The organism is Thermus scotoductus DSM 8553 (assembly GCF_000381045.1).
In the GTDB taxonomy this organism is placed as follows: Bacteria; Deinococcota; Deinococci; order Deinococcales; family Thermaceae; genus Thermus; species Thermus scotoductus.
Window position 1 is genome coordinate 1 of the sequence record NZ_KB905758.1, and the last position, 19430, is coordinate 19430.

The 19430-nt window shown below is 64.5% G+C and carries 18 protein-coding genes; 5 read left to right on the forward strand and 13 right to left on the reverse strand.

Going from position 1 to position 19430, the window contains the following annotated elements:
• Both F604_RS0109280 and murI read right to left on the reverse strand, forming a co-directional pair.
• The coding region (locus tag F604_RS0109280; RefSeq protein ID WP_019551421.1) for an SLOG cluster 4 domain-containing protein at nucleotides 1–280 on the reverse strand (280 nt) is incomplete at its 3' end.
• Nucleotides 280–1053 (reverse strand): glutamate racemase, encoded by a 774-nt coding sequence (gene murI, locus F604_RS0109285; RefSeq protein ID WP_019551422.1) that lies wholly within the window; start codon nucleotides 1051–1053, stop codon nucleotides 280–282. The genes F604_RS0109280 and murI, both read right to left, overlap by 1 nt.
• Before the next feature lie 59 nt (nucleotides 1054–1112).
• Between murI and metK the strand changes: the two genes are divergently transcribed.
• Nucleotides 1113–2315, forward strand: a complete 1203-nt coding sequence (gene metK, locus F604_RS0109290; RefSeq protein ID WP_019551423.1) for a methionine adenosyltransferase — start codon at nucleotides 1113–1115, stop codon at nucleotides 2313–2315.
• A gap of 39 nt (nucleotides 2316–2354) precedes the next feature.
• On the opposite strand, the gene F604_RS0109295 is transcribed toward metK, so the two are convergent.
• The 6 genes from F604_RS0109295 to F604_RS0109320 all read right to left on the reverse strand — a co-directional run bounded on the left by F604_RS0109295 (nucleotide 2355) and on the right by F604_RS0109320 (nucleotide 9081).
• Nucleotides 2355–3344, reverse strand: a complete 990-nt coding sequence (locus F604_RS0109295) for a GGDEF domain-containing protein (RefSeq protein ID WP_248644165.1) — start codon at nucleotides 3342–3344, stop codon at nucleotides 2355–2357.
• A gap of 448 nt (nucleotides 3345–3792) precedes the next feature.
• Nucleotides 3793–5685, reverse strand: coding sequence for a biosynthetic arginine decarboxylase (speA, locus tag F604_RS0109300; RefSeq protein WP_019551425.1), 1893 nt, complete (start codon nucleotides 5683–5685; stop codon nucleotides 3793–3795).
• Complete coding sequence (locus F604_RS0109305) at nucleotides 5682–6251, reverse strand: DUF72 domain-containing protein (RefSeq protein ID WP_019551426.1); 570 nt, start codon at nucleotides 6249–6251, stop codon at nucleotides 5682–5684. The genes speA and F604_RS0109305 overlap by 4 nt, the downstream gene beginning before the upstream one ends.
• Nucleotides 6232–6948: an alpha/beta hydrolase gene (locus tag F604_RS0109310; protein ID WP_019551427.1), complete on the reverse strand. Its 717-nt coding sequence runs from the start codon at nucleotides 6946–6948 to the stop codon at nucleotides 6232–6234. Before F604_RS0109310 ends, F604_RS0109305 begins: the two co-directional genes overlap by 20 nt.
• Before the next feature lie 10 nt (nucleotides 6949–6958).
• A complete protein-coding gene (locus F604_RS0109315) occupies nucleotides 6959–7891 on the reverse strand; it encodes a ribose-phosphate diphosphokinase (RefSeq protein WP_019551428.1) in 933 nt (310 codons plus the stop codon).
• 59 nt (nucleotides 7892–7950) lie between these two features.
• Nucleotides 7951–9081 (reverse strand): M24 family metallopeptidase, encoded by a 1131-nt coding sequence (locus tag F604_RS0109320; protein ID WP_019551429.1) that lies wholly within the window; start codon nucleotides 9079–9081, stop codon nucleotides 7951–7953.
• Between the two features lie 81 nt (nucleotides 9082–9162).
• Between F604_RS0109320 and erpA the strand changes: the two genes are divergently transcribed.
• The 4 genes from erpA to F604_RS0109340 all read left to right on the forward strand — a co-directional run bounded on the left by erpA (nucleotide 9163) and on the right by F604_RS0109340 (nucleotide 13858).
• The gene (gene erpA, locus F604_RS0109325) at nucleotides 9163–9543 is read left to right on the forward strand and encodes an iron-sulfur cluster insertion protein ErpA (RefSeq protein ID WP_015718186.1); all 381 of its coding nucleotides are present in this window, start codon (nucleotides 9163–9165) and stop codon (nucleotides 9541–9543) included.
• 134 nt (nucleotides 9544–9677) lie between these two features.
• Nucleotides 9678–11546, forward strand: a complete 1869-nt coding sequence (locus F604_RS0109330; RefSeq protein WP_019551430.1) for a peptide ABC transporter substrate-binding protein — start codon at nucleotides 9678–9680, stop codon at nucleotides 11544–11546.
• Nucleotides 11547–11644: 98 nt separating this feature from the next.
• Nucleotides 11645–12655, forward strand: a complete 1011-nt coding sequence (locus F604_RS0109335) for an ABC transporter permease (RefSeq protein WP_019551431.1) — start codon at nucleotides 11645–11647, stop codon at nucleotides 12653–12655.
• A 9-nt stretch (nucleotides 12656–12664) separates the two neighbouring features.
• On the forward strand, nucleotides 12665–13858 hold the full coding sequence (locus F604_RS0109340) for an ABC transporter permease (protein ID WP_019551432.1): 1194 nt from the start codon (nucleotides 12665–12667) through the stop codon (nucleotides 13856–13858).
• 40 nt (nucleotides 13859–13898) lie between these two features.
• Here F604_RS0109340 and truA read toward each other — a convergent pair whose 3' ends face one another.
• The 5 genes from truA to F604_RS0109365 form a co-directional block, all read right to left on the reverse strand.
• Nucleotides 13899–14663, reverse strand: a complete 765-nt coding sequence (gene truA, locus F604_RS0109345; protein ID WP_019551433.1) for a tRNA pseudouridine(38-40) synthase TruA — start codon at nucleotides 14661–14663, stop codon at nucleotides 13899–13901.
• 9 nt (nucleotides 14664–14672) lie between these two features.
• Complete coding sequence (locus F604_RS0109350) at nucleotides 14673–15725, reverse strand: ABC transporter ATP-binding protein (protein ID WP_019551434.1); 1053 nt, start codon at nucleotides 15723–15725, stop codon at nucleotides 14673–14675.
• A complete protein-coding gene (locus tag F604_RS0109355; RefSeq protein WP_019551435.1) occupies nucleotides 15704–17257 on the reverse strand; it encodes an ABC transporter permease in 1554 nt (517 codons plus the stop codon). Before F604_RS0109355 ends, F604_RS0109350 begins: the two co-directional genes overlap by 22 nt.
• 77 nt (nucleotides 17258–17334) lie before the next feature.
• Nucleotides 17335–18330: an iron ABC transporter substrate-binding protein gene (locus F604_RS0109360; protein WP_019551436.1), complete on the reverse strand. Its 996-nt coding sequence runs from the start codon at nucleotides 18328–18330 to the stop codon at nucleotides 17335–17337.
• Between the two features lie 85 nt (nucleotides 18331–18415).
• Nucleotides 18416–19192, reverse strand: coding sequence for an alkaline phosphatase family protein (locus F604_RS0109365; RefSeq protein ID WP_019551437.1), 777 nt, complete (start codon nucleotides 19190–19192; stop codon nucleotides 18416–18418).
• Nucleotides 19193–19430: the final 238 nt, after the last annotated feature.

A 19430-nucleotide genomic window follows, 5' to 3' on the forward strand; every position in this document is an offset into this window, starting at 1 on the left:
CCCCGCCCGCCTCAAAGGCCCCCCGGTTCACCGCCTCCATCACCCCGGGGCCGCCTCCCGTCACCACGCCGAAGCCTGCTTCCGCTAATGCCCTTCCCAAGCGGTACCCCAGGGCATAGGCCGGATGGCCCTCCCCAAAGCGGGCCGAGCCGAAGACGGAAACCAAGGGCACCTCTATCTCCGAAAGGGTTTCAAACCCCTCCACGAACTCCGCCAGGATGCGGAAAAGCCGCCAGGCGTCCTCGTGGTGAAGCTGGTCTATCAGGGGCTTTTTGGGCATCACAGCTCCTCCAGACTCACCTGCTTTAGCTCCTCCACCCTTACCCCCAGGCGCTCCGCCAGGTTCCGGTAACTCTCCGGGTCCCCGGTGACCAAGTGTACCACCCGGCCTTGGCCTTCCGGGTTCAAAAGGCCCTCCCTCCTTAGGGTCCTAGCCACCTCCTCCGCCGTGGCCTCTGCGGAGTCAAGTAGCCGCACCCCCGGGAGGACCCTGGCCAGGGTACCCTTAAGGAAGGGGTAGTGGGTGCAGCCCAGGATCAGGGCCTCGAGGTCCTGGGGCGCGTCCTCCAGGTAGTGCCGGGCCACCAAGAGGGCCACGGGGTCATCCCAAAGCCCTTCCTCCACCAAGGGCACGAAGAGGGGGCAGGCCTTAGCCCAGGACACCTCCACATAGCGTTCGTAGGCCCGGCTTTGCACCGTGGCCTGGGTGCCGATGAGGCCCACCTTGCCGTACCCTCGTGCGGCCTTGGCCACGGGTTCCAGCACCCCGAAGACGGGCACCGAAAGATCCTCAGCCAGATCGGGAAGGGCCGCGGAGCTTGCGGTGTTGCAGGCGACCACGATGGCCTTGACCCCTTGCCGCAGCAAAAACCCCGCGATCTCCCAGGCAAAGCGCCGCACCATGGAAAGGGGCTTGCTCCCGTAGGGTACCCGGGCGGTGTCGCCGAAATAGAAAAAGTCCTCCTGGGGCAGGGCTCGGCGCAAGGCGGAGAGCACCGTAAGCCCGCCCACCCCTGAGTCAAAGACGCCGATGGGTCGCCTAGGGTCCTTCACGAGACGCCATCATACCCTGGACGGAAAAGGGGGGGTGCTATACTATCAGGGTTGCCCCGATGGGGGGCGAAGGAGGTACGGAGTTGCGGCTGGTCACGTCCGAGTCGGTCACGGAAGGGCACCCGGATAAGCTGGCGGACCGGATCTCCGACGCCATCCTGGATGCTCTTATCGCCCAGGATAAGAAATCCCGGGTGGCGGCGGAAACCCTGGTTACCACGGGGCTGGTGTTCGTGGCGGGGGAGATCACCACCGAGGGGTATGTGGATATCCCCGGCCTGGTGCGCAAGACGGTTAGGGAGGTGGGCTACACCCGGGCCAAGTACGGCTTTGACGCCGACACCTGTGCGGTTCTCACCGCCATCGACGAGCAGTCCCCGGACATCGCCGGTGGGGTTAACCTTTCCTATGAATGGCGGGCGCTCAAGTCCACCGACCCCCTGGACCGGGTGGGCGCAGGGGATCAGGGCCTCATGTTCGGCTACGCCACCGACGAAACCCCGGAGCTCATGCCGCTTCCCATCACCCTGGCCCACCGCCTCACCATGCGCCTGGCGGAGGTGCGGAAGACGGGGCTTCTTCCCTACCTTCGCCCCGACGGCAAGGCCCAGGTGACCGTGGTCTACGAGGGGGACAGGCCCCTTTATGTGAAAACGGTGGTGGTATCCGCCCAGCACTCCCCGGAGGTGGAGCAGGACCAGCTTCGGGAGGACCTGATCCGGGAGGTGGTGCGCCAGGCCATCCCTTCTGAGTACCTGAAGGAAGGGGAAACGGAGTACCTCATCAACCCCTCGGGCCGGTTCATCCTGGGGGGGCCCCATGCGGACACCGGGCTTACCGGGCGCAAGATCATCGTGGACACCTACGGGGGGGCGGTGCCCCACGGAGGCGGAGCCTTCAGCGGCAAGGATCCCACCAAGGTGGACCGTTCCGCCAGCTACTACGCCCGCTACATGGCCAAGAACCTGGTGGCGGCAGGGCTGGCGCGGCGGGCCTTGGTGGAGCTGGCCTACGCCATCGGCAAGGCCAGGCCCGTTTCCTTGCGGGTGGAAACCTTCGGCACCGGGACCTTGCCCGATGAAAAGCTCACGGAGATCGTGAAGCGGGTCTTTGACCCCAGGCCCTTGGCCATCATCGAGGAGCTGGACCTCCTGAGGCCCATCTACACCCCCACCAGTGCCTACGGCCACTTCGGCCGCGCAGGCTTCCCCTGGGAGGAAACCGACCGGGTGGAGGCCCTGAGGCGGGAAGCAGGTCTCTAAGGCCACCCCACCCTGGGGCCCCGGTGGGGAGGGGTGGGTTTAACCCACCTCCACCCGGTTTTTCCCGCGGCGTTTGGCTTGGTAAAGGGCTTCGTCGGCCCGTTTGAGGAGGGAAAGGGGGGAGTCCTCCGGGTGGGCCTGGGCCACGCCAATGCTGACGGAAAGCCCTTCCACCGGGGGAATCCTTAAAGCGGCCACCGCCTGGCGCAAGCGCCCCGCCAGGCGCACCGCCTGGGCCAATGGGGTTTCCGCAAGGAGGACGGCGAACTCCTCCCCCCCGAGGCGCACGGCCCGGTCGCTTTGCCGGAGGTGGTCTTCCAGGCAACGGGTGAGGCTTTTGAGCACCCGGTCCCCCACCGGGTGGCCGTGGGTATCGTTGATCCGCTTGAAGTTGTCCAGATCCAGAACCAAAAGGGATAGGGGCCGGCGGTAGCGCTGGACGCGGAAGAGCTCTCTTTCCAAGACGAGATCCAGGTAGCGCCGGTTCCTGAGCCCGGTGAGGGGGTCGGTGTAGGCATCCAGCCGGGCCTCGAGGTAGCCCTCCCTGACCCGCACCAGCATGTAGAGGAGGCCCACATAGGCCAGGTTGGCCCCGAAGAACTGGGCTAAAGCGTTGAGGTGTTCCGCATGGAAGTGGCCGCGAAAGCTCCCCAGCAGGGAAAGGAGAAAGAGGGCAAGCAGATAGAGAAGCGCAAGGCGCACGGCCTGTCGCGTTTGAAAAAAGAGGAAACTGCTAAAATACACGAAAGGAACCCAGTAGGCGGCGGGGGAGAGGCCCATGGGGTTGGGTCTGATGAGAAGCTGGTAGGCCAAGGTGGTGAGGAGGTAGCCGACCACCAGGAAATGGGCCAAGGGCAGAACCCAGGAGCTGGTACGGGGAAAGCGCCAGAGGATTATGGCCAAAAGAGAAAAGCCCAGGGCCAGAAAGGGCAGGAGGAAGCGGTCCACGGGGTCCAGCTCCGCGGCCCTCGAGGCGGCAAAGGCCACCAGGGCCAGAAGGGCCCCGAGAGGCAGGAGCCATAAGGCCATCCTGCGCCTTAAGGGATGCAAGGGATCCAGGAGCTCGAGGGTAGGGTACAAGTTAGAGAAAAGTGGGGGTGTGGGGGAGCTATAATCCCCCGGTTTTCAAACCGGGGATACATGGACTCCCCCACGTCCACCACAGGTGGACACGGATTTGGTACAATGTTCTTGGGGACAAAGTTCCCCGTGGACCTTGAAACTTGGAGTAGGGGGTTCCATCGGGTAGTCCGATGGGTAAAACTCCAAACGAACACCCGTGGCAGAGCCAGAAGCATTGCGCTCGCCTGCCGATACGGAGTCAAGGTCTTTCTGGGCCCGGACGGGGCCTTCGGGAGCAATCCCGAGAAGCCCCGGACTTTAGTCCGGGGAGTCGTCACCTCCAGTATAGGGGTTTCCTGCCTGGGCCATGCCCCCAGGATGACCCTACCCCCCTTAACGGACCCTTAACGGGCCTTCAGTCCTCCAGATAGGTGTAACCGCGAAGCTCGCGCATGTACCGCTCCAAAAAGGCGCCTTTCTCCACGGGGGAGAGGCGGCTTTGCCGCACCAAGCGCTCCACCCCCTGGAAAAGCTCCCGGGCGGTGAAGCCCATTTTCTCGATGACGTCTTCCGCGGTTTCCCCGGGGACGAAGCGTTCTATGGCGAAGCCCTCTTCGTCCACCGCCACGTGGGCTTCCCCCACCTGGCCGAAGAGGTTGTGGTTGCTTCCCAGCACGTCCTGATAAGCCCCCACCAGGAAGACGCCCAGGTAGTAGTCCTCCCCCGGGCGGATGGGGTGGACGGGCAGGCTCTGGCGCACATCGTGCAGGTCGATGAAGCGGTCTATCTTGCCATCGGAATCGCAGGAGATGTCCACCAGGGTAGCCTGGCGGGTGGGGGGCTCGTTAAGGCGGCTTAGGGGGACGATGGGGAAGAGCTGGTGGATGGCCCAGGCGTCGGGAAGGCTTTGGAAAATGGAAAAGTTGCAGACCAGCTTGTCGGCCAAGAGCTTCTCCAGATCCTCAAACTCATCGGGGGCGTAGGGAAGGTCCTGGGCGATGGCGTAGACCCGCCGGGCGATGTGGTAGAAGATCTCCTCCGCCAGGGCGCGGTCCCGCAGGGATACGAGCCCCAGGTCGTAAAGGGTCTGCAGGGTTTCCTTGTCGGCGAAGGCGTCGTGGTAGACCTCGCGGAAGTTCTTGGGGGAGAGGTTTTCCAGGCTCTCCCAAAGCTCCTTGACCAGAGGGTGGGCCTCCGCGGGCGGGGGAGCAGGCCGGGTCTCCCCCGGGGGGGTGATCACGTCGATGACCTCGAGGACCAGGACCTCATGATACGCGGTCACCGCCCGGCCCGACTCCGTCACCAGGGTGGGATGGGGCTCCCCTTGGGCCTCCACCACCTCCTTGGTCACGTAGACCAGGTCCTCGGCGTACTCGGGGAGGGTGTAGTTGGCGGAGGCGTAGAAGTTGGTCTTGGAGCCGTCGTAGTCCACGGCCAGGCCCCCGCCCAGGTTCAGGTACTGGAGGGGAGCCCCCAGCTTCCGGAGCTGCACATAGGTCTGGGCTGCCTCCCGCACCGCCGCCTTGATCTTGCGGATATCCGTCACCTGGCTGCCGATGTGGGCGTGGATCATGACCAGGGTGTCCAGGAGGTCTTCTTCCTTCAGGATCTCCACCGCCCGGATGATCTCCGGGGTGGTGAGGCCGAACTTGGCGTTTTCCCCGCCGCTGGCTTCCCACTGCCCTGCTCCCTTGGCCTTCAGCTTGTAGCGGATGCCCAGGCTGGGCCGCACGCCCAGCTCCTTGGAAATGCGGATCACCCGGGAAAGCTCGGCGAACTTCTCCAGGGTGATGACCACGTTTCGGGAAAGCTTCCTTCCCATTAGGGCCAGGCGGATGAAGTCGTCGTCCTTGAAGCCGTTGGTGGTGATGAGGGATTCCGGGGAAAGGTCCTGGGCCAGGATTAGGGCCAGCTCGGCCTTGCTTCCCGCCTCGAGGCCATAGTGGTAGGGCCTCCCCGCCTTGGCCACGGTTTCCAGCACCAGCCGGCGCTGGTTCACCTTCACGGGGTAGACCCCGCGGTAGCCCCCGTGGTAGCCGTACTTCTCCATGGCCCTGCGAAAGGCCTCGTTCAGCTCTCGCACCCGGGCCTCGAGGATCTGGGGGAAGCGGAGCACCAGGGGCAGGGGCCGCCCCTCGTCCCTAAGGGCCTCCACGATCTCCAGAAGGGAGGCGGAGGGTCCTTCCGGACCCAAGGGGGTTACCTCCAGCTCCCCGTCCCGCCCTACCCGGAAGAACCCCGCCCCCCAGTAGGGCACCAGGTAGATCTCCTCAGCTTCCTTGGGGGAAAAGCGCCTGGCGGTTTTCAATCCCGTTCAACCTCCGCCCTTGAGTGTAGGGCGGAAGGGGCGGCTTGGGAAGAGATGGGGCTCCGGTAAAGGTACCCCTCGCCTTCCCTAGGGATTTCCCCCGGGTCCACTAAGTAGAGGAAAGGGCCTCTCGTTTGGTTTACCAGGGCATAGCCCCGTTCTTTGAGAAGGGGATGCAAGGCTTCCTCGGCTTGAAAGGCAAGGGGTACCGGGCCCACTTCTTTCAAGACTTCCTCCAAAAGGTCCAGCCAGCGGACCAGTTGGGTGGGGTCTACATCCTGGGGGACTGCAATCCGCACTGCCCCCCTTTTCTCGCCGAATAGCCCAAACCGCCTTAAGAAACGCCTTAAAGTACGCCTCTCCTCCCCTGAGGGTTGGAAGGAAAAGTGCTTGTGGCCAAAGACGCTGAAGCGGAATCCCGCCGGGGCCAGGGTCCTCAAGCGGCTTATGGTCCTCCTGTCCCCCACCCGGTGCCACCAGGAAAGCTCCACCGTGGGGAAGGCTTTAGCGTAGGCCTTGAAGCCCCCAGGGTAGCCCCTATATCCCTTAAGGCCTTCCAGGATCAAGCCAGGCCTCCAAAAAGGCCAGCCCCATCCGGGCCATCAAGGGGGTGATGGTGTGCCCGGCTCCTTCCTCCACAAACCAGGCTAAGCGGCCTTCGGGGTAGTGGGGCCTCAAGGCCTCCACCGTCTTCTCCATGCGGCTTAAGGGTACGATGAGGTCCTTGGTGCCGTGGAGGTGCAAAAGGGGCACGCCCCCATAGGCTTCCCCCTTGAGGGCGGGTGGGGTCTGGTAAAGGGCCAGAACCCTTTCGTCCCGTATTTCCTGCCCTTGGGGGAGCTTCATGGGGAAGCCGCTTCCGATGAAGGCCAGGGCCCCTTCCGCCCGGAACCCCTGGGAGAGAAGCAAATGCACCACAAAGGCTCCCAGGCTCCCCCCCGCCAGGAAAAGGGGTAGGCCGAAGCGCCCCCTGGCCTCCTGGGCCACTTCCCTCCCTTCCTCGGCGAAGGCCAGGGCCACCTGGTACACCTCCTCCACATACCTGGGGCTTTTGGAGGAAGGGGGTGGGCCCTCCCGTTTCCCGTGCCGGGGGGCGTCAAAGGCCAGGAGGAGGAAGCCCCTTTCCACATACCCCGGGAGGAGGGAAAGGATGTGCTCCCTCGAGCCCTGAAGCCCGTGGAGGGCCAGGAGGAGGGCCCTCGGGCGCTCGGGGATGTGGGCCAGCACGCTTTGCCCTGCCAGGGTGAAGACCTCTTTCCGCATGCCGCTACCCTCAGGTGAACAGGCTGGACACCGACTCTCCCCGGTGGATGCGCCAGATGGCCTCGGCGAAGATGGGGGCCACGGGGAGGGTCTTGAGCTTGGGCCCCTCCTTGGGAGGGCAGGTGTCGGTGGCGGCCACCTCCTTCACCGGGCTTTGGGCGATGCGCTCCAGGGCCGGGCCCACATAGACCCCGTGGGTGGCGGCGGCGTAGACTTCCCTGGCCCCAGCTTGCAGGAGGGCTTCTACTGCCTCCACCAGGCTTCCGGCGGTGGAGATCTCGTCGTCCACGATCAAGGCGGTTTTCCCCCTCACCTCCCCCACCAGCATCCGCACCCGCACCTCGGTGTCGGATACCCGCTCCTTGTCGATGAAGGCCAGGGGCAGGCGGAGGCGCCGGGCCAGGGAGCTGGCCCTCTTAAGGTTGCCGGCATCCGGAGCCACCACCACGGCATTTTCCAGGTCCACCCGGGTGGCGAAGTGGTTGGCGATGACCGGTTCGGCGGAAAGGTGGTCCACGGGCACCTTGAAGAAGCCGTGGACCTGCGGGGAGTGCAGGGTCATGGTGAGGACCCGGTCGGCCCCGGCGGTCTGGAGGAGGTCGGCGATGAGCCGGGCGGCGATGGAGATCCTGGGGGCGTCCTTCTTGTCGCTACGGGCGTAGGAGAAGTAGGGGATGACCGCGGTGACCCGGGCGGCGCTGGCTCCCTTGGCGGCGTCCACCATCATGAGGAGTTCCATGAGGTGGTCCTGCACCGGAGGGGTCAGGGACTGGACGATGAAGACGTCTCCTTCCCTTAGGCTTTCCTCAAAGCGCACGAAGAGGTTGTCGTTGGCGAAGCGCTGGGTGGTGCTTTTGCCCAAGGGAAGCCCCAGGGCATCGGCGATGGCTTGGGCCAGGGGTTTGTTGGACTGACCGGAGAAGATCAGGAGGGGGCGGTCCATGCCGTTCCCCAAGATACCACGGGAGAGGGGTATGCCCAAGTCGGCCCCGAAGGGGCTACTTAAAGGAGGGTAAGGGCTTCCTGCAAGGGAGTGGTGACCTCCGGACCCGTGGGGTGCAGGTAGACGTTCACCTCGGTGCGCACCCCGAAGCCAGGCAGGTAAAGCCCGGGCTCCACGGTGAAGGCGAGGCCCGGCACCAAGGGGCGGAAGTCGTGGGTTTCCAGGTCATCCAGGTGGGGACCTGAGCCGTGGACCTCCTCCCCCAGGTTGTGCCCGGTGCGGTGGCAGAGGTAGGCGCCGTAGCCCTCCCCTTCCAAAAGGCCCCGGGCCACCCGGTCCACCTCGAAGCCCTTGGGGTAGCGCCCTTTTTGGTAGGCCTCGGCCACGAAGCGGATGGCCTCATCCCGGGCCCTTACCACCGCCTGGAAGGCTTGGTGGGCAGCCTCGGGAGGCCTTAGGCCGGCCATCCAGGTGATGTCGGCGTAGACCCCTCCTTTTTCCTTAGCCCAAAGGTCCAAGAGCACCACTTCTCCCTCCTCGAGGACCTTTTCCGTGGGCGCATGGTGGGGGTTGGCGGCGTTCCGGCCGAAGGCCACCATGGGGGGGTGGTCAAAGACCAGGCCCCGTTCCTCCAGGGCCTGGATCAATATGGCCTGTACCGCCTGTTCCGTGGACCCAGGGTTTTGGCGCAGGAAGGCTAAGGCCCGGTCCTTGGCGGCCACCAGGCCCTCGGCTGCCCGGCGGTGGCTTTTGAGCTTCTCCTCCCCCCAGGTCTGGAAGAGGAGAAGCAAGGGCCAGGAGGAGGTGAGCTCGAGGCCCATTCCCCTTAAAAGGTCCAAACTGCCCCCGTCCACCCGGGACAGGTAGGGGATAAGCCCTCCCGGCACGTACTCCAGGGCGATGCGCCTCCTGCTCTGCAAAAGTTCCCCAAGGGTTCCCACGTATCCTTGCCAGGTGTGGTAGGTGCGCCGTTCTCCTGGAAGGGAGGGAAAGAGGCTTTCCTCAATAGCGTGGCAGAGGAGGGTGGGCTCCCCTTCCTTAGGGATGAGGTAGGCGAAGCGGCGGGTGAGGTGAAGCGGGCTTAGGGAGAGCACCTCGAGGGCCAGGGGGTTGCTTTTGCCAAAGGAGAGGAGGAGCCAGCCATCCAGCTTCTCCCCTGCAAGCGCCTCCTGTATGCGCGCTAGGTCCATGCCTTTATCCTAGCCCTTGGAACCCACCTCACCTTTTCGTACCCCTGACGTGCTACGGTAGGGGATAGGGAGGTTTGGAAGATGGTCGAGACGCAGGAGGCGGTCATCCGCATTACCCCCTTGGCGGCGGAGAAGGCTAAGGAGATCCTGGCCCGGTATGGCAAGGAGCATGCGGCCATCCGGGTCTACATCAAGTCCGGCGGGTGCTCGGGCTTCCAGTACGGCATGGCCGTGGACGAGAGGGAGCTCGAGGGGGATACCCTCGTGGAGATGCACGGGGTGCGCTTGGTGGTGGACCCCATGTCCCTGCCCTACCTGGTGGGCTCGGAGATCGACTGGGTGGAAAGCCTCATGGGCGGGGGCTTTACCGTCCATAACCCCAATGCCGCCAGTACCTGCGGTTGCGGCCACTCCTTCCGCACCAAGGACCAGGAAGGCGAGGCCCGCACCTGCGGCCACTAATTGCCTCTTTTGAGCGCCTTTTGGGGGCCCAGATCCTGGGCCCCTTTAACCTTTTTCCCATTGACCTTCATGGGAGGCGCCGTATAATAGCCTCGGCCACTAAGGATAGTGCCACGACCACGAAAGGAGGCCGTATGAGAAAAGTAGGCAAGCTGGCTGTAGTCGGTTTAGCCGCCCTGGGCTTGGCCCTGGCGGGGCCCCAGGACAACAGCCTGGTCATAGGGGCTTCGCAGGAGCCCCGGGTTCTGGCGGGGGACTTCCTAAGCATCATCTCCAACCAGTCCATCAAGAGAGAGATAGAAGGCTATCTCTTTGCGCCCTTTATCGGCTTCAACGCCGATAGCCAGAACTTCCCCGTGCTGGCCACCGAGGTGCCCACCCGGCAAAACGGGCGTTTGCGGGTGACGGACATCGGCGGGGGCAAGAAGCGGCTGGAGATGGACCTCACCATCCGGCCCGATGCCCGCTGGTCCGACGGCAGGCCCATCACCACCGAGGACGTGCAGTTCTACTTTGAGGTGGGGAAGGCCAAGGGGATGCCGGTGCTCAACCCGGACTACTGGGAGCGGGTGAACCTCCGGGTCAGGGACGCCCGCAACTTCACCGTGATCTTTGAACCGGCCTACTACTACGACACCTACGGCTCCCCCATCGGCTACGCTCCCAAGCACATCATGGGGCCCGAGTGGGAGAAGGTGAAGGCGGCGGCCCGGGGCCTGGACCCCGACAAGGACGCGGAGAAGCTCAATGAGCTCTACCGCAACTTCTTCCTCAAGTTCTCCACTCCCCAGGCCTTGAACCGGGGGGCCATGGTCTACTCGGGCGCCTTCAAGTTGAAGCGCTGGGTGCCGGGGAACTCCATCGAGATGGAGCGGAACCCCAACTTCCCCATCAAGCCGGAGGGTGGGGAGAGCAAGTACGTGCAGAAGGTGGTCTACCGCTTCATCCAGAACACCAACTCCCTCCTGGTGGCGGTGATCGGTGGCTCCATTGACGCCACCTCCAGCGTTTCCCTCACCTTTGATCAGGGCCGTAGCCGTCAGCTGACCTCCCGGGCCCCTGGCCGCTTTGACATCTGGTTTGTGCCCGGGGCCATCTGGGAGCACATTGACATCAATAAGTTTGAAAACTGTCAGACGGTACGCGATCTTGGCCTAAACGATGTCCGCACCCGTCGGGCCCTCCTCCACGCTCTGAACCGCGAAGGGTTGGTCAAAGCCTTCTTTGACGGCCTCCAGCCCGTGGCCCACACCTGGATCGCCCCCGTCAACCCCCTCTTCAACCCCAATGTGCGGAAGTACGAGTTTGACCTGAAGAAGGCGGAGGCGCTCTTGGCGGAGATGGGCTGGAGGAAGGGGCCGGATGGCATCCTCCAGCGCACCGTGGGTGGCCGCACCGTGCGCTTTGAGATTGAGTTCGTCACCACCGCGGGCAACGCCATCCGCGAGCGCACCCAGCAGTTCTTCGCCGAGGACCTGAAGAAGATCGGCATCGCCGTCAAGATCAATAACGCCCCCTCGGCCGTGGTCTTCTCCGACGAGTACATCCAGCGGGCCAGCGAGTGCAAGTGGACCGGGCTGTTTGAGTTCGCTTGGGTTTCCAACCTGGCCGAGGATGGCTCCCTCTTCCAGTACAAGAACCTGAACACCGGGGCCATCATGGTGCCCACCAAGGAGAACAACTACCAGGGGCAGAACATCGGCGGCTGGCGCAACGACGAGTTTGACCGTCTGACGAGCCAGGGTGTCCTGGAGTTTGACGAGGCCAGGCGGAAGCAGCTCTTCTGGAGGGCCCAGGAGATCTGGGCGCAGGAGCTTCCCGCCCTGCCCCTCTACTTCCGGGCCAACCCCTACGTGGTGCGCAAGGGCCTGGTCAACTACGTGGCCAGCGCTTACGCGGGCGGCTACGGTCACCCCGGCTGGAACGCTTGGGAGATCGGCTGGGAAAGCCGTGGCGCCGTGAAGAAGTGGGACCAGGCGAAGTACGCTCTTTCCGTCAAGTAACCTGAGGTGGTATAGTAGGGCCCGCTGGGCTTTCTGCCCAGCGGGCTTTTTGGTCGGCCGATAGGCTATTTGGAGGCTAAAAAACAGGAGGTACAAAGGTGTTTGCCTACACGGTGCGCAGGCTTTTACAGATGATCCCCTTGCTCCTTGCCGCCAGCGTGGTGATCTACGCCCTGCTGGCCCTGCAGCCGGGGGATCCCTTGGAGGAGCTCAAGCGGCAGAATCCCCGCATGACCGCCGAGCAGTTTGAGGCCTTGAAGCGGGCTTACGGCCTGGACCAGCCCCTCCACATCCGCTACTTCAAGTGGCTTTCCCGGGCGGTGCGGGGGGACCTCGGTTATAGCCGTACCTACGGCATCCCTGCGGCGGAGTACATCTTCGTCCAGCGCTTGCCCAAGACCCTCCTCCTCTCGGGGCTTGCCCTTACCCTGGCCCTCCTGGTGGCCATCCCCGTGGGCATCTTCTCCGCCGTGCGCCAGTACTCCCTGGCGGATTACGTCATCACCTTTTTCTCCTTCGTGGGGTTTTCCATGCCTGTCTTCTTCCTGGGTATCCTGCTCCTCTACCTTTTCGCCATCTGGTTACCCGACCACATCCCGGGCTTCCCCCGTTTCCCCACCGGGGGGGTGCCCGGGGTGCTCTGGGAGGATGTGCGCTCGGGGGCGATAAGCTTTTGGTACTTCCTGGGGCAATGGGCCTGGCACCTCATCCTGCCGGTCATCGCCCTTTCCTCCTTGCAGATGGCGGAGTGGACCCGGTTCATGCGGGCTTCCTTGCTGGAGGTGCTTTCCCAGGACTACATCCGCACCGCCCGGGCCAAGGGGCTTTCGGAGCGGGTGGTGCTCTACAAGCACGCCCTCAGGAACGCCCTTATCCCCATCGTGACCCTGGTGGGTCTGGCCATTCCCGGGGTATTGGGCGGGGCCACCATCACCGAGACCATTTTCAGCTATCCCGGCATGGGGCGGGCCATCTTTGACGCCCTGGTGGAGAAGGACTACAACGTGGCCATGGCGGCTTTGGCCTTTTTGGCCTTGATGACGGCGCTTTTCAACCTGCTGGCGGACCTGGCCTATGCGGTGGTGGACCCCCGCATCCGCTACAGCTAGAGGTGCATCATGGCAACACAAGCGCACCCAACTAAAGCCAAGCCCCGGACCTTCTTCGGCCTTTTCTGGCGCCGCTTACGGCGGCACAAGATGGCCATGGCTGGGTTGGTGGTTATCATTTTCCTGATTCTGATGGCCATTTTTGCCCCTTGGATTGCCCCTTACGATCCCACGGCCCAGCCTACGGGGGAGGACGTAGGCCAGTACTATTTCAACCCTCCTTCCCGGGAGCACCTTCTGGGCACCGATGACCTGGGGCGCGATGTGCTTTCCCGCATCATCTACGGTTCCCGCATCTCCCTCTTGGTGGGCTTTGCCGTGGCCTTTTCCAGCGTGATCCTGGGTACCATCATGGGTACCCTGGCGGGGTACTTCTCGGGCCGGCCCTTGCGATTCTACCTGGGGCCTTTAAGGCGGGAGCGGGAAGGGTTTTATCCCTGGAGCTTTGCCCTGTGGCGGGTGTTCTCCTGGTTCCTCTACTACGGGGTCTTGTACCTGGCCCTTTCCATCGCCTGGGCCTTGGCTGAGGATGGAATCCAGACGGGAAGCGTGGGGAGTTACCTGGGCTTTGGCCTGGTCTTGGCCCTGGTGCTCTGGGCGGCATGGTATGGGCTTAAAGGACAGATCCGCTTGGATCTGGATATCGTCATAAGCCGCCTCATTGATTTCATGCTCACCATCCCCACCCTTCCCCTTCTTCTTGTGCTTTCCGCCTTGTTGCGCGACCCCGGGGTGAAGGTGGGGCAGTGGGCCCAGGGAGTCTTCGGCGATGCGGCCAGCGTTTTCATCATCATCACCATCCTGGTGCTCTTCGGCTGGCTGGGCACGGCCCGGCTGGTGCGGGGGAACATCCTTTCCCTAAGGGAGCAGGATTACGCCACGGCCGCCCAGGCCTTGGGGGCCAGCGACGCCCGCATCATGTTCCGGCACCTGGTGCCAAACACTTTGGCGCCCCTCATCGTGCAGGCCACCTTGCAGATCGGCGGGGCCATCCTCACCGAGGCGGCGCTTTCCTTCCTGGGCTTTGGCATCCAGCCTCCGGTGGCCACCTGGGGCAACATGCTCACCAACGCCCAGGAGTACATCTTCACCGCACCCTGGCTGGCCCTGCCCCCGGGGTTCATGATCTTCATCACCGTCTTGGCCTTTAACTACCTGGGGGATGGGCTTCGGGATGCTTTGGACCCAAGGAGCCGTCTCTGATGCCACCCCACCCTGGCAAAGCCAGGGTGGGGCCCCCGGTCTACCGAGGGGATAGCTTTTCCGGGGGATAGGCGGCCTCGAGGAAATATAACCCCTGGGGTGGTGCCGAGGGGCCCGCTTGGCCCCGGTCCTGGGTTTGCAGGATGAGCCGGATGCTCTCCGGGGAGCGCTTGCCCAGGCCCACCTCGAGGAGGGTTCCCACCATCCCCCGCACCTGGCCCCTCAGAAAGCTCTGGCCCCGGAAGTAGAAGCGAAGCTCCCTACCTGCTTCCCCTTCCACCTCCTCCATGCGGGCTTCGTAAAGCTCCCTTTCCCCTGCCCGCACCTCCTCCTTGGCGAAGCCCAGGAAGTTGTGCCGGCCCGGTAGGAAGGAGAGGGCCTCCCGGATGGCGGCGAGGTCCAGGGGATGGCGTAGCCAAAGGGCCCGGTGGCGGAGGAGGGGGGAGGGGTGGGGCCTTAGGAGGATCCGGTAGCGGTAGGCCCGCCAGAGGGCATCCTTGCGGGCGTGGAAGTCCGGGGCCACCTCCCGGGCCGCCACCACCTTGAGGTCCTCAGGCAAAAGCCGGTTTAGGGCCTGGGGAATCTTCTCCGTGGGGATGCGGCTTCCCAGGTCAAAGTGGAAGGGCATGGCCAAGGCGTGTACCCCAGCGTCCGTGCGGCCTGCGGCCACCGCCTTGGGCAGGGCCCCGATTCCCGGCAAGACCCTTTCCAGCTCCCCTTGCACGGTGCGAAGGCCTGTTCGCTGGCGCTGAAGCCCGGCGAAATGGGTGCCGTCGTACTCCGTGAGGATCAGGATGCGGCGCACGGGCCCAGCTTAATCCGCACCCACCGGGGCCTTGGAGGGATGCCCCTCGAGGGCCACCCCTTTCCCCACCACCTTTAGCCGCACCCGGTCTCCCTCCCGGAAAGGGCTTTCCGGACCTTCCTGCACCAGAATCTCCTTCTCCGGGGAGAGGAGGCGCACCCGGTAGGTGAGGTCGTGCCCCTTGAACTCCCGGGCCAGCACCTGTCCCAGGGCACCCTCCGGAGTCTCGGGGGGAAGAAGCCTTAGGGCCTCGGGGCGCAGGGAGAGGAGAAGGGGTCCGTGGGCGGGCTCCGCCAGGGGCACGGGGCCTAGGCAGGTCTCCGCATACCGGCCGAATCCCTCCCCCGGAAGCAGGTTGGTGCGCCCCAGAAACTGGGCCACGAAGGGGGTCTTGGGCCTTAGGTAGACCTCCTCGGGGGTACCCACCTGCTCTAGCCTTCCTCCCCGCATCACCCCCAGGCGGTCGGCGAAGGAAAGGGCCTCCTCCTGGTCGTGGGTGACCAGGAGGGCGGTGGTACCCGTTTCCTTGAGGATTTTCCGCACCTCCTCCCGGGTGCTGGCCTTGAGGCTGGCGTCCAGGCTGGAAAAGGGCTCGTCCAGGAGGACCAGCTTCGGCCCCGGGGCCAGGGCCCGGGCCAGGGCGATGCGCTGCTGCTGCCCCCCGGAAAGCTCGCCCGGCCTGCGGTCCTGGAAAAGGGTCATGCCCACCCGCTCCAGGGCCCTTTTGGCCCTCTCCAGGCGGTCCTTCCCCTTAAGTCCAAAGGCCACATTGCCCAAGGCGGTGAGGTGGGGGAAGAGGGCGTAGTCCTGGAAGACGAAGCCGATGCCCCGCTTTTCCGGGGGCAGGAGGGTGATCTCCCTGCCCTCCAGGAAGATCCGCCCCCTATCCGGGCTCTCCAACCCGGCCACCACCCTCAAGAGGGTGGTCTTGCCGCAGCCGGAAGGCCCCAAAAGGGCCAGGATCTCCCCGGGGTAGACCTCGAGGTCGATTCCCTTAAGCACCTCGTGCTCCCCGAAGCGCTTGACGATGCCTTCCAGGATTAGAAGCGGCGCTCGCTCCAAAGCAACACCCCCACAAAGGCCGCCGAGAGGAGGGCGATGGCTAGGGCAAAGGGGGCGGCCTCGGCGAACATGGCTTCCTGAGTGTAGCCGAAAACCCGGGTGGAAAGGGTGCTGTACCCCATGGGGGCGAGGAGGAGGGTGATGGGAAGCTCCTTCACCGCCCCGATGAAGGCCAAGGCCCCTCCCGCCACCGCTCCCCGCCAGAGGAGGGGAAAGGTGACGCGGAAGAAGGCCCGCGCCGGGGTGTCCCCCAGGGTCCTGGCTGCCTCCTCGAGGCGCCTTGGCACCTGGTAAAGGGCTCCCCGCACCGGCCCCAGGCCCTCGGCCAGGAAGTGGAAGGCCAAAACCAGGATGAGGAGGGGCAGGGTGCCGTAGAGGAAGGGAAGGCTTTTCAGGCTGAAGAAGATCCAGGCCAGGGCAAAGGCCAAAGGGGGAACGGTGTAGCCCAGATAGCCCAGCCTTTCCAGGAAGCGGGAGGCCGGCGAGGGGTAGCGCACCGCCAGGTAGGCGATGGGCAGGGCCATGCCCACCGCCAGAAAGGAGGCGGGGATGGCGGCCATGGCGGAGTGGGAGAGGGCTTCCCAAAGCCCGGTGAGGTGTTCCCGGGGAAAGCGGCTTGCCAGGTGGAAAAGGGCATAGAGGGGGAGGACCAGGGCCAGGAGGACGGGGAGGAGGAGTAGGAGGTAAGCCCAGGGGGTGAACCTGCCCAGGCGCACGGACCTGGCCTTTTTCCCGCTACCCTTTCCCGTGCGGGCCAGGCTAAGGCGGCGGAGGAAGGCGCCTTCCAAAAGGAGAAGCCCTCCGGTAAAGAGGAGGAGGAAAAGGGCCAGCCAGGCGGCGTACACCCGGTCAAAGGCGGCGCTGTACTGAAGGTAAATGGCGTAGGAGAAGGTTTCGTAGCGAAGGAGGCTCACGGTGCCGAAATCCCCCAGGACGTGGAGGCCCACCACCAGGTAACCCGAAAGGAGGGCGGGGAGGAGTTGCGGAAAGACCACTTGGAAAAAGGTCCTTAAGGGTCCCACCCCAAGGGTTCGGGCGGCTTCCTCCAAGCTGGGGTCCAGCCCCAAAAAAGCAGCCCGCAAACCCAGAAAGAGGTAGGGGTAGGTGATGAGGGAGAGGACCAAAAGCGCTCCCCAGTACCCCTCGAGGCGCGGCAGGGGGAGGACCCCCCCGGGCCCCGTGGCCGAAAGGATCACGTAGGCTCCCACGTAGCCGGGGATGGCCAGGGGCAGGGTGAGGAGGATGGAGAAGAGGCGCTTCCCCTTGAGGTCGGTGCGAGTGGTGAGGAAGGCCAGGGGCAGGGCGATGAGGGTGGTGAAAAGGAGGACCCCGAGGAGGAGGGAAAGGGTGTTCTTCACCAGCTCCAGGTTCTTGGGGCGAAGGAGGATATCCCGAAGGGTTTCGGGATCGGCCTCGAGGGCCCTTAAGGCTAGGTAGAGGAGGGGAAGGGCCACCCCGCCCCCCGTGAGGAGAGCGGGCACCAGGAAGGGCAGGAGCCCGGGAAGTTGGTGGAGCCTTCTTGCGCTGGTCATCTTAGATCCCGTTGGCGTCCCCTTGGGCTCCTCCGTCCCGGGGCCCCCACCTTGGCCCAAGCCAAGGTGGGGTGGGATTAGAGGATACCCAGCTCCCGAAGGAGCTTAAGGGCCTGGTCCAGGGGGAGCTTCTCAAAGTCCAGCTTGGGGCTTTTCGCCAGGGCCTCCTCGAGGGGCAGGAGGTGGGCATCGGCCACCACTCCCTTGACCAAGGGGTATTCCCCCACGGTGCCCGCGAAGTACTGCTGCCCCTTGGGGGAGAGCAGGTAGGTGAGGAAGCGGTTTGCGGCCACCAGGTTCTTGGAGCTCTTGAGGATGCCCGCTCCCGTGACCAAGGCCAGGTTGCCCACGTCCCCATCCTTAAAGTAGTGGAGCCCCAGGTTGTACCCGGCCCGGCGGAAGCGCACCACGTAGTAATGGTTGGTGGAGCCGAGGTCGATCTCCCCGGCGCGGATGGCGTCCAGCATGGCGGGGTTGGAGGCGTAGCTCTTGGGGTTTAGGGCCTTCATGGCGGAAAGCCATTCCCGGGTCCTGCCTTCCCCGTAGAGGGCGATCATCCCCGCCACCATGTCCTGGAAGCTGGAGTAGGTGGGGGTCCAGCCCACCCTGCCCACCAGGCCCTTTTCCTGGGCGAAGCGGGGGAGGTCCAGGATGCTTGCGGGAAGCTCTTCCGGCTTAAGCTTCTGGGGGTTATAGGCCAGCACCCTCAGGCGCAGGGTCACCGGCACCCAGGCCTTGGAGGCGGGCACGAAGGCTACGGGTTGCCTAAGGAGGGTGTCCCCCAGAGGCCTTAAGAGGCCTTTGCTGGCCGCCTGGCCCAGGGCGCCCGCGGTGTTGGCCCAGAAGACATCCGCCGGGGAACGGCTTCCTTCCTCCTGCAGGGCCGCCAGGATCTGGGCGTCGGTGCCGTAGCGCACCTGGACCCGGATACCCGTTTCCGCCTGGAACTGCTTCACCAAGGGTTCCACCAGGCTCTGCCCCCGCCCGGAGTAGAGGGTTAGGGTCTGCTGCTGGGCGAAGACTAGTCCTAAAGCCGCAAGGCCGATCAGGGGTATGAACCTTCTAAGCTGCATCTTGCCTCCTTCCTGCTTCCCCAGGGGGTTCCCCGGGGCGAGGGCGCCCTCTGCCTGGGGACTTTACCCCAAGGGGGGATTAAAGTCAAGTATTCCGGTCGGATTTTGTAAGTTTAGAAGTGATAATCACTTGCAGCCAGGAAAACACCCCCACGAGGTCCTGCGGCCAGAAGGGGGTTTTCCCGGTATACACCAGGGGTACGGGGTTTCGGGTGTGCTTGGGGTGCCAGGGCTCCTCGGCATTCCCGTGGTCGGAGGTGAGGAGGAGGGTGCCCCCTTCCTCCAGGAAGCCCTTCAGGAACAGGGAGAGCTCGCGGAAGCGCTCGGGAAGGGTATCCGGATGGCGGTGGGCAGCCAGGTCCAGGGCCCAGTACTCCAGGACCACCAGGTCAAAGGCCCGGGTCAGGGTCGCCGCCTGGGCACCTGCTTTATAGGGATCCTCCCAAAACCCCGGGGAAAGGGCCTCTGGGTGGCCCAGGGGCAAAAGGGGAAGCCCCGCCAAGAGGGCAGCCTGGGCGAAGGCGGAAAGAAGAAGCCTTCTTCCCTCCGTAGCCCGCTTCAGGTATTCCGGGCGGTAGGCGTTGGCGTGGAGGACCCTGAGGCCGGCTTCCTTAGCCCAGGCGTAAAGGCTTTGCCGGAGAAGGGGCCTGAGCCTGGGGCTCGGGAAAGGCCCCTGGTGGTGGCCTAGGAGCCTGGCGGCGTTGACTCCGGTGAGGAGCGTGGTCTGGCCCGTGCCCGACTGGGGCAGGCCCTCCACCCCCAAGGTGGCGTCCAGGGCCCTGGGGGAAAGCTCCAAAAGAAGGGGGAAAAGGTCCTCCAAGGCCTCCCCCAGGCCCAGGCCGTCCACGAAGAGGAAGAGCACCTTTCCATCGTGACGACTCCCCGGACTAAAGTCCGGGGCTTCTCGGGGTGTTTCCCTGCGGGAAAGCACGCGGGGTCTCCCCCGAAAGCCCCGTCCAGGCCCAGAAAGACCTTGACTCCGTATCGGCAGGCGAGCGCAATGCTTCTGGCTCTGCCACGGGTGTTCGTTTGGAGTTTTACCCATCGGACTACCCGATGGAACCCCCTACTCCAAGTTTCAAGGTCCACGGGGAACTTTG

Excerpts from the sequence above, each read along its gene's own strand:
- metK (WP_019551423.1), top strand. The coding sequence starts at position 1,113 with ATGGGGGGCGAAGGAGGTACGGAGTTGCGGCTGGTCACGTCCGAGTCG.
- F604_RS0109295 (WP_248644165.1), bottom strand. The coding sequence starts at position 3,344 with ATGGCCTTATGGCTCCTGCCTCTCGGGGCCCTTCTGGCCCTGGTGGCC.
- F604_RS0109310 (WP_019551427.1), bottom strand. The coding sequence starts at position 6,948 with ATGCGGAAAGAGGTCTTCACCCTGGCAGGGCAAAGCGTGCTGGCCCAC.
- F604_RS0109315 (WP_019551428.1), bottom strand. The coding sequence starts at position 7,891 with ATGGACCGCCCCCTCCTGATCTTCTCCGGTCAGTCCAACAAACCCCTG.
- F604_RS0109320 (WP_019551429.1), bottom strand. The coding sequence starts at position 9,081 with ATGGACCTAGCGCGCATACAGGAGGCGCTTGCAGGGGAGAAGCTGGAT.
- erpA (WP_015718186.1), top strand. The coding sequence starts at position 9,163 with ATGGTCGAGACGCAGGAGGCGGTCATCCGCATTACCCCCTTGGCGGCG.
- F604_RS0109330 (WP_019551430.1), top strand. The coding sequence starts at position 9,678 with ATGAGAAAAGTAGGCAAGCTGGCTGTAGTCGGTTTAGCCGCCCTGGGC.
- F604_RS0109340 (WP_019551432.1), top strand. The coding sequence starts at position 12,665 with ATGGCAACACAAGCGCACCCAACTAAAGCCAAGCCCCGGACCTTCTTC.
- F604_RS0109355 (WP_019551435.1), bottom strand. The coding sequence starts at position 17,257 with ATGACCAGCGCAAGAAGGCTCCACCAACTTCCCGGGCTCCTGCCCTTC.
- F604_RS0109360 (WP_019551436.1), bottom strand. The coding sequence starts at position 18,330 with ATGCAGCTTAGAAGGTTCATACCCCTGATCGGCCTTGCGGCTTTAGGA.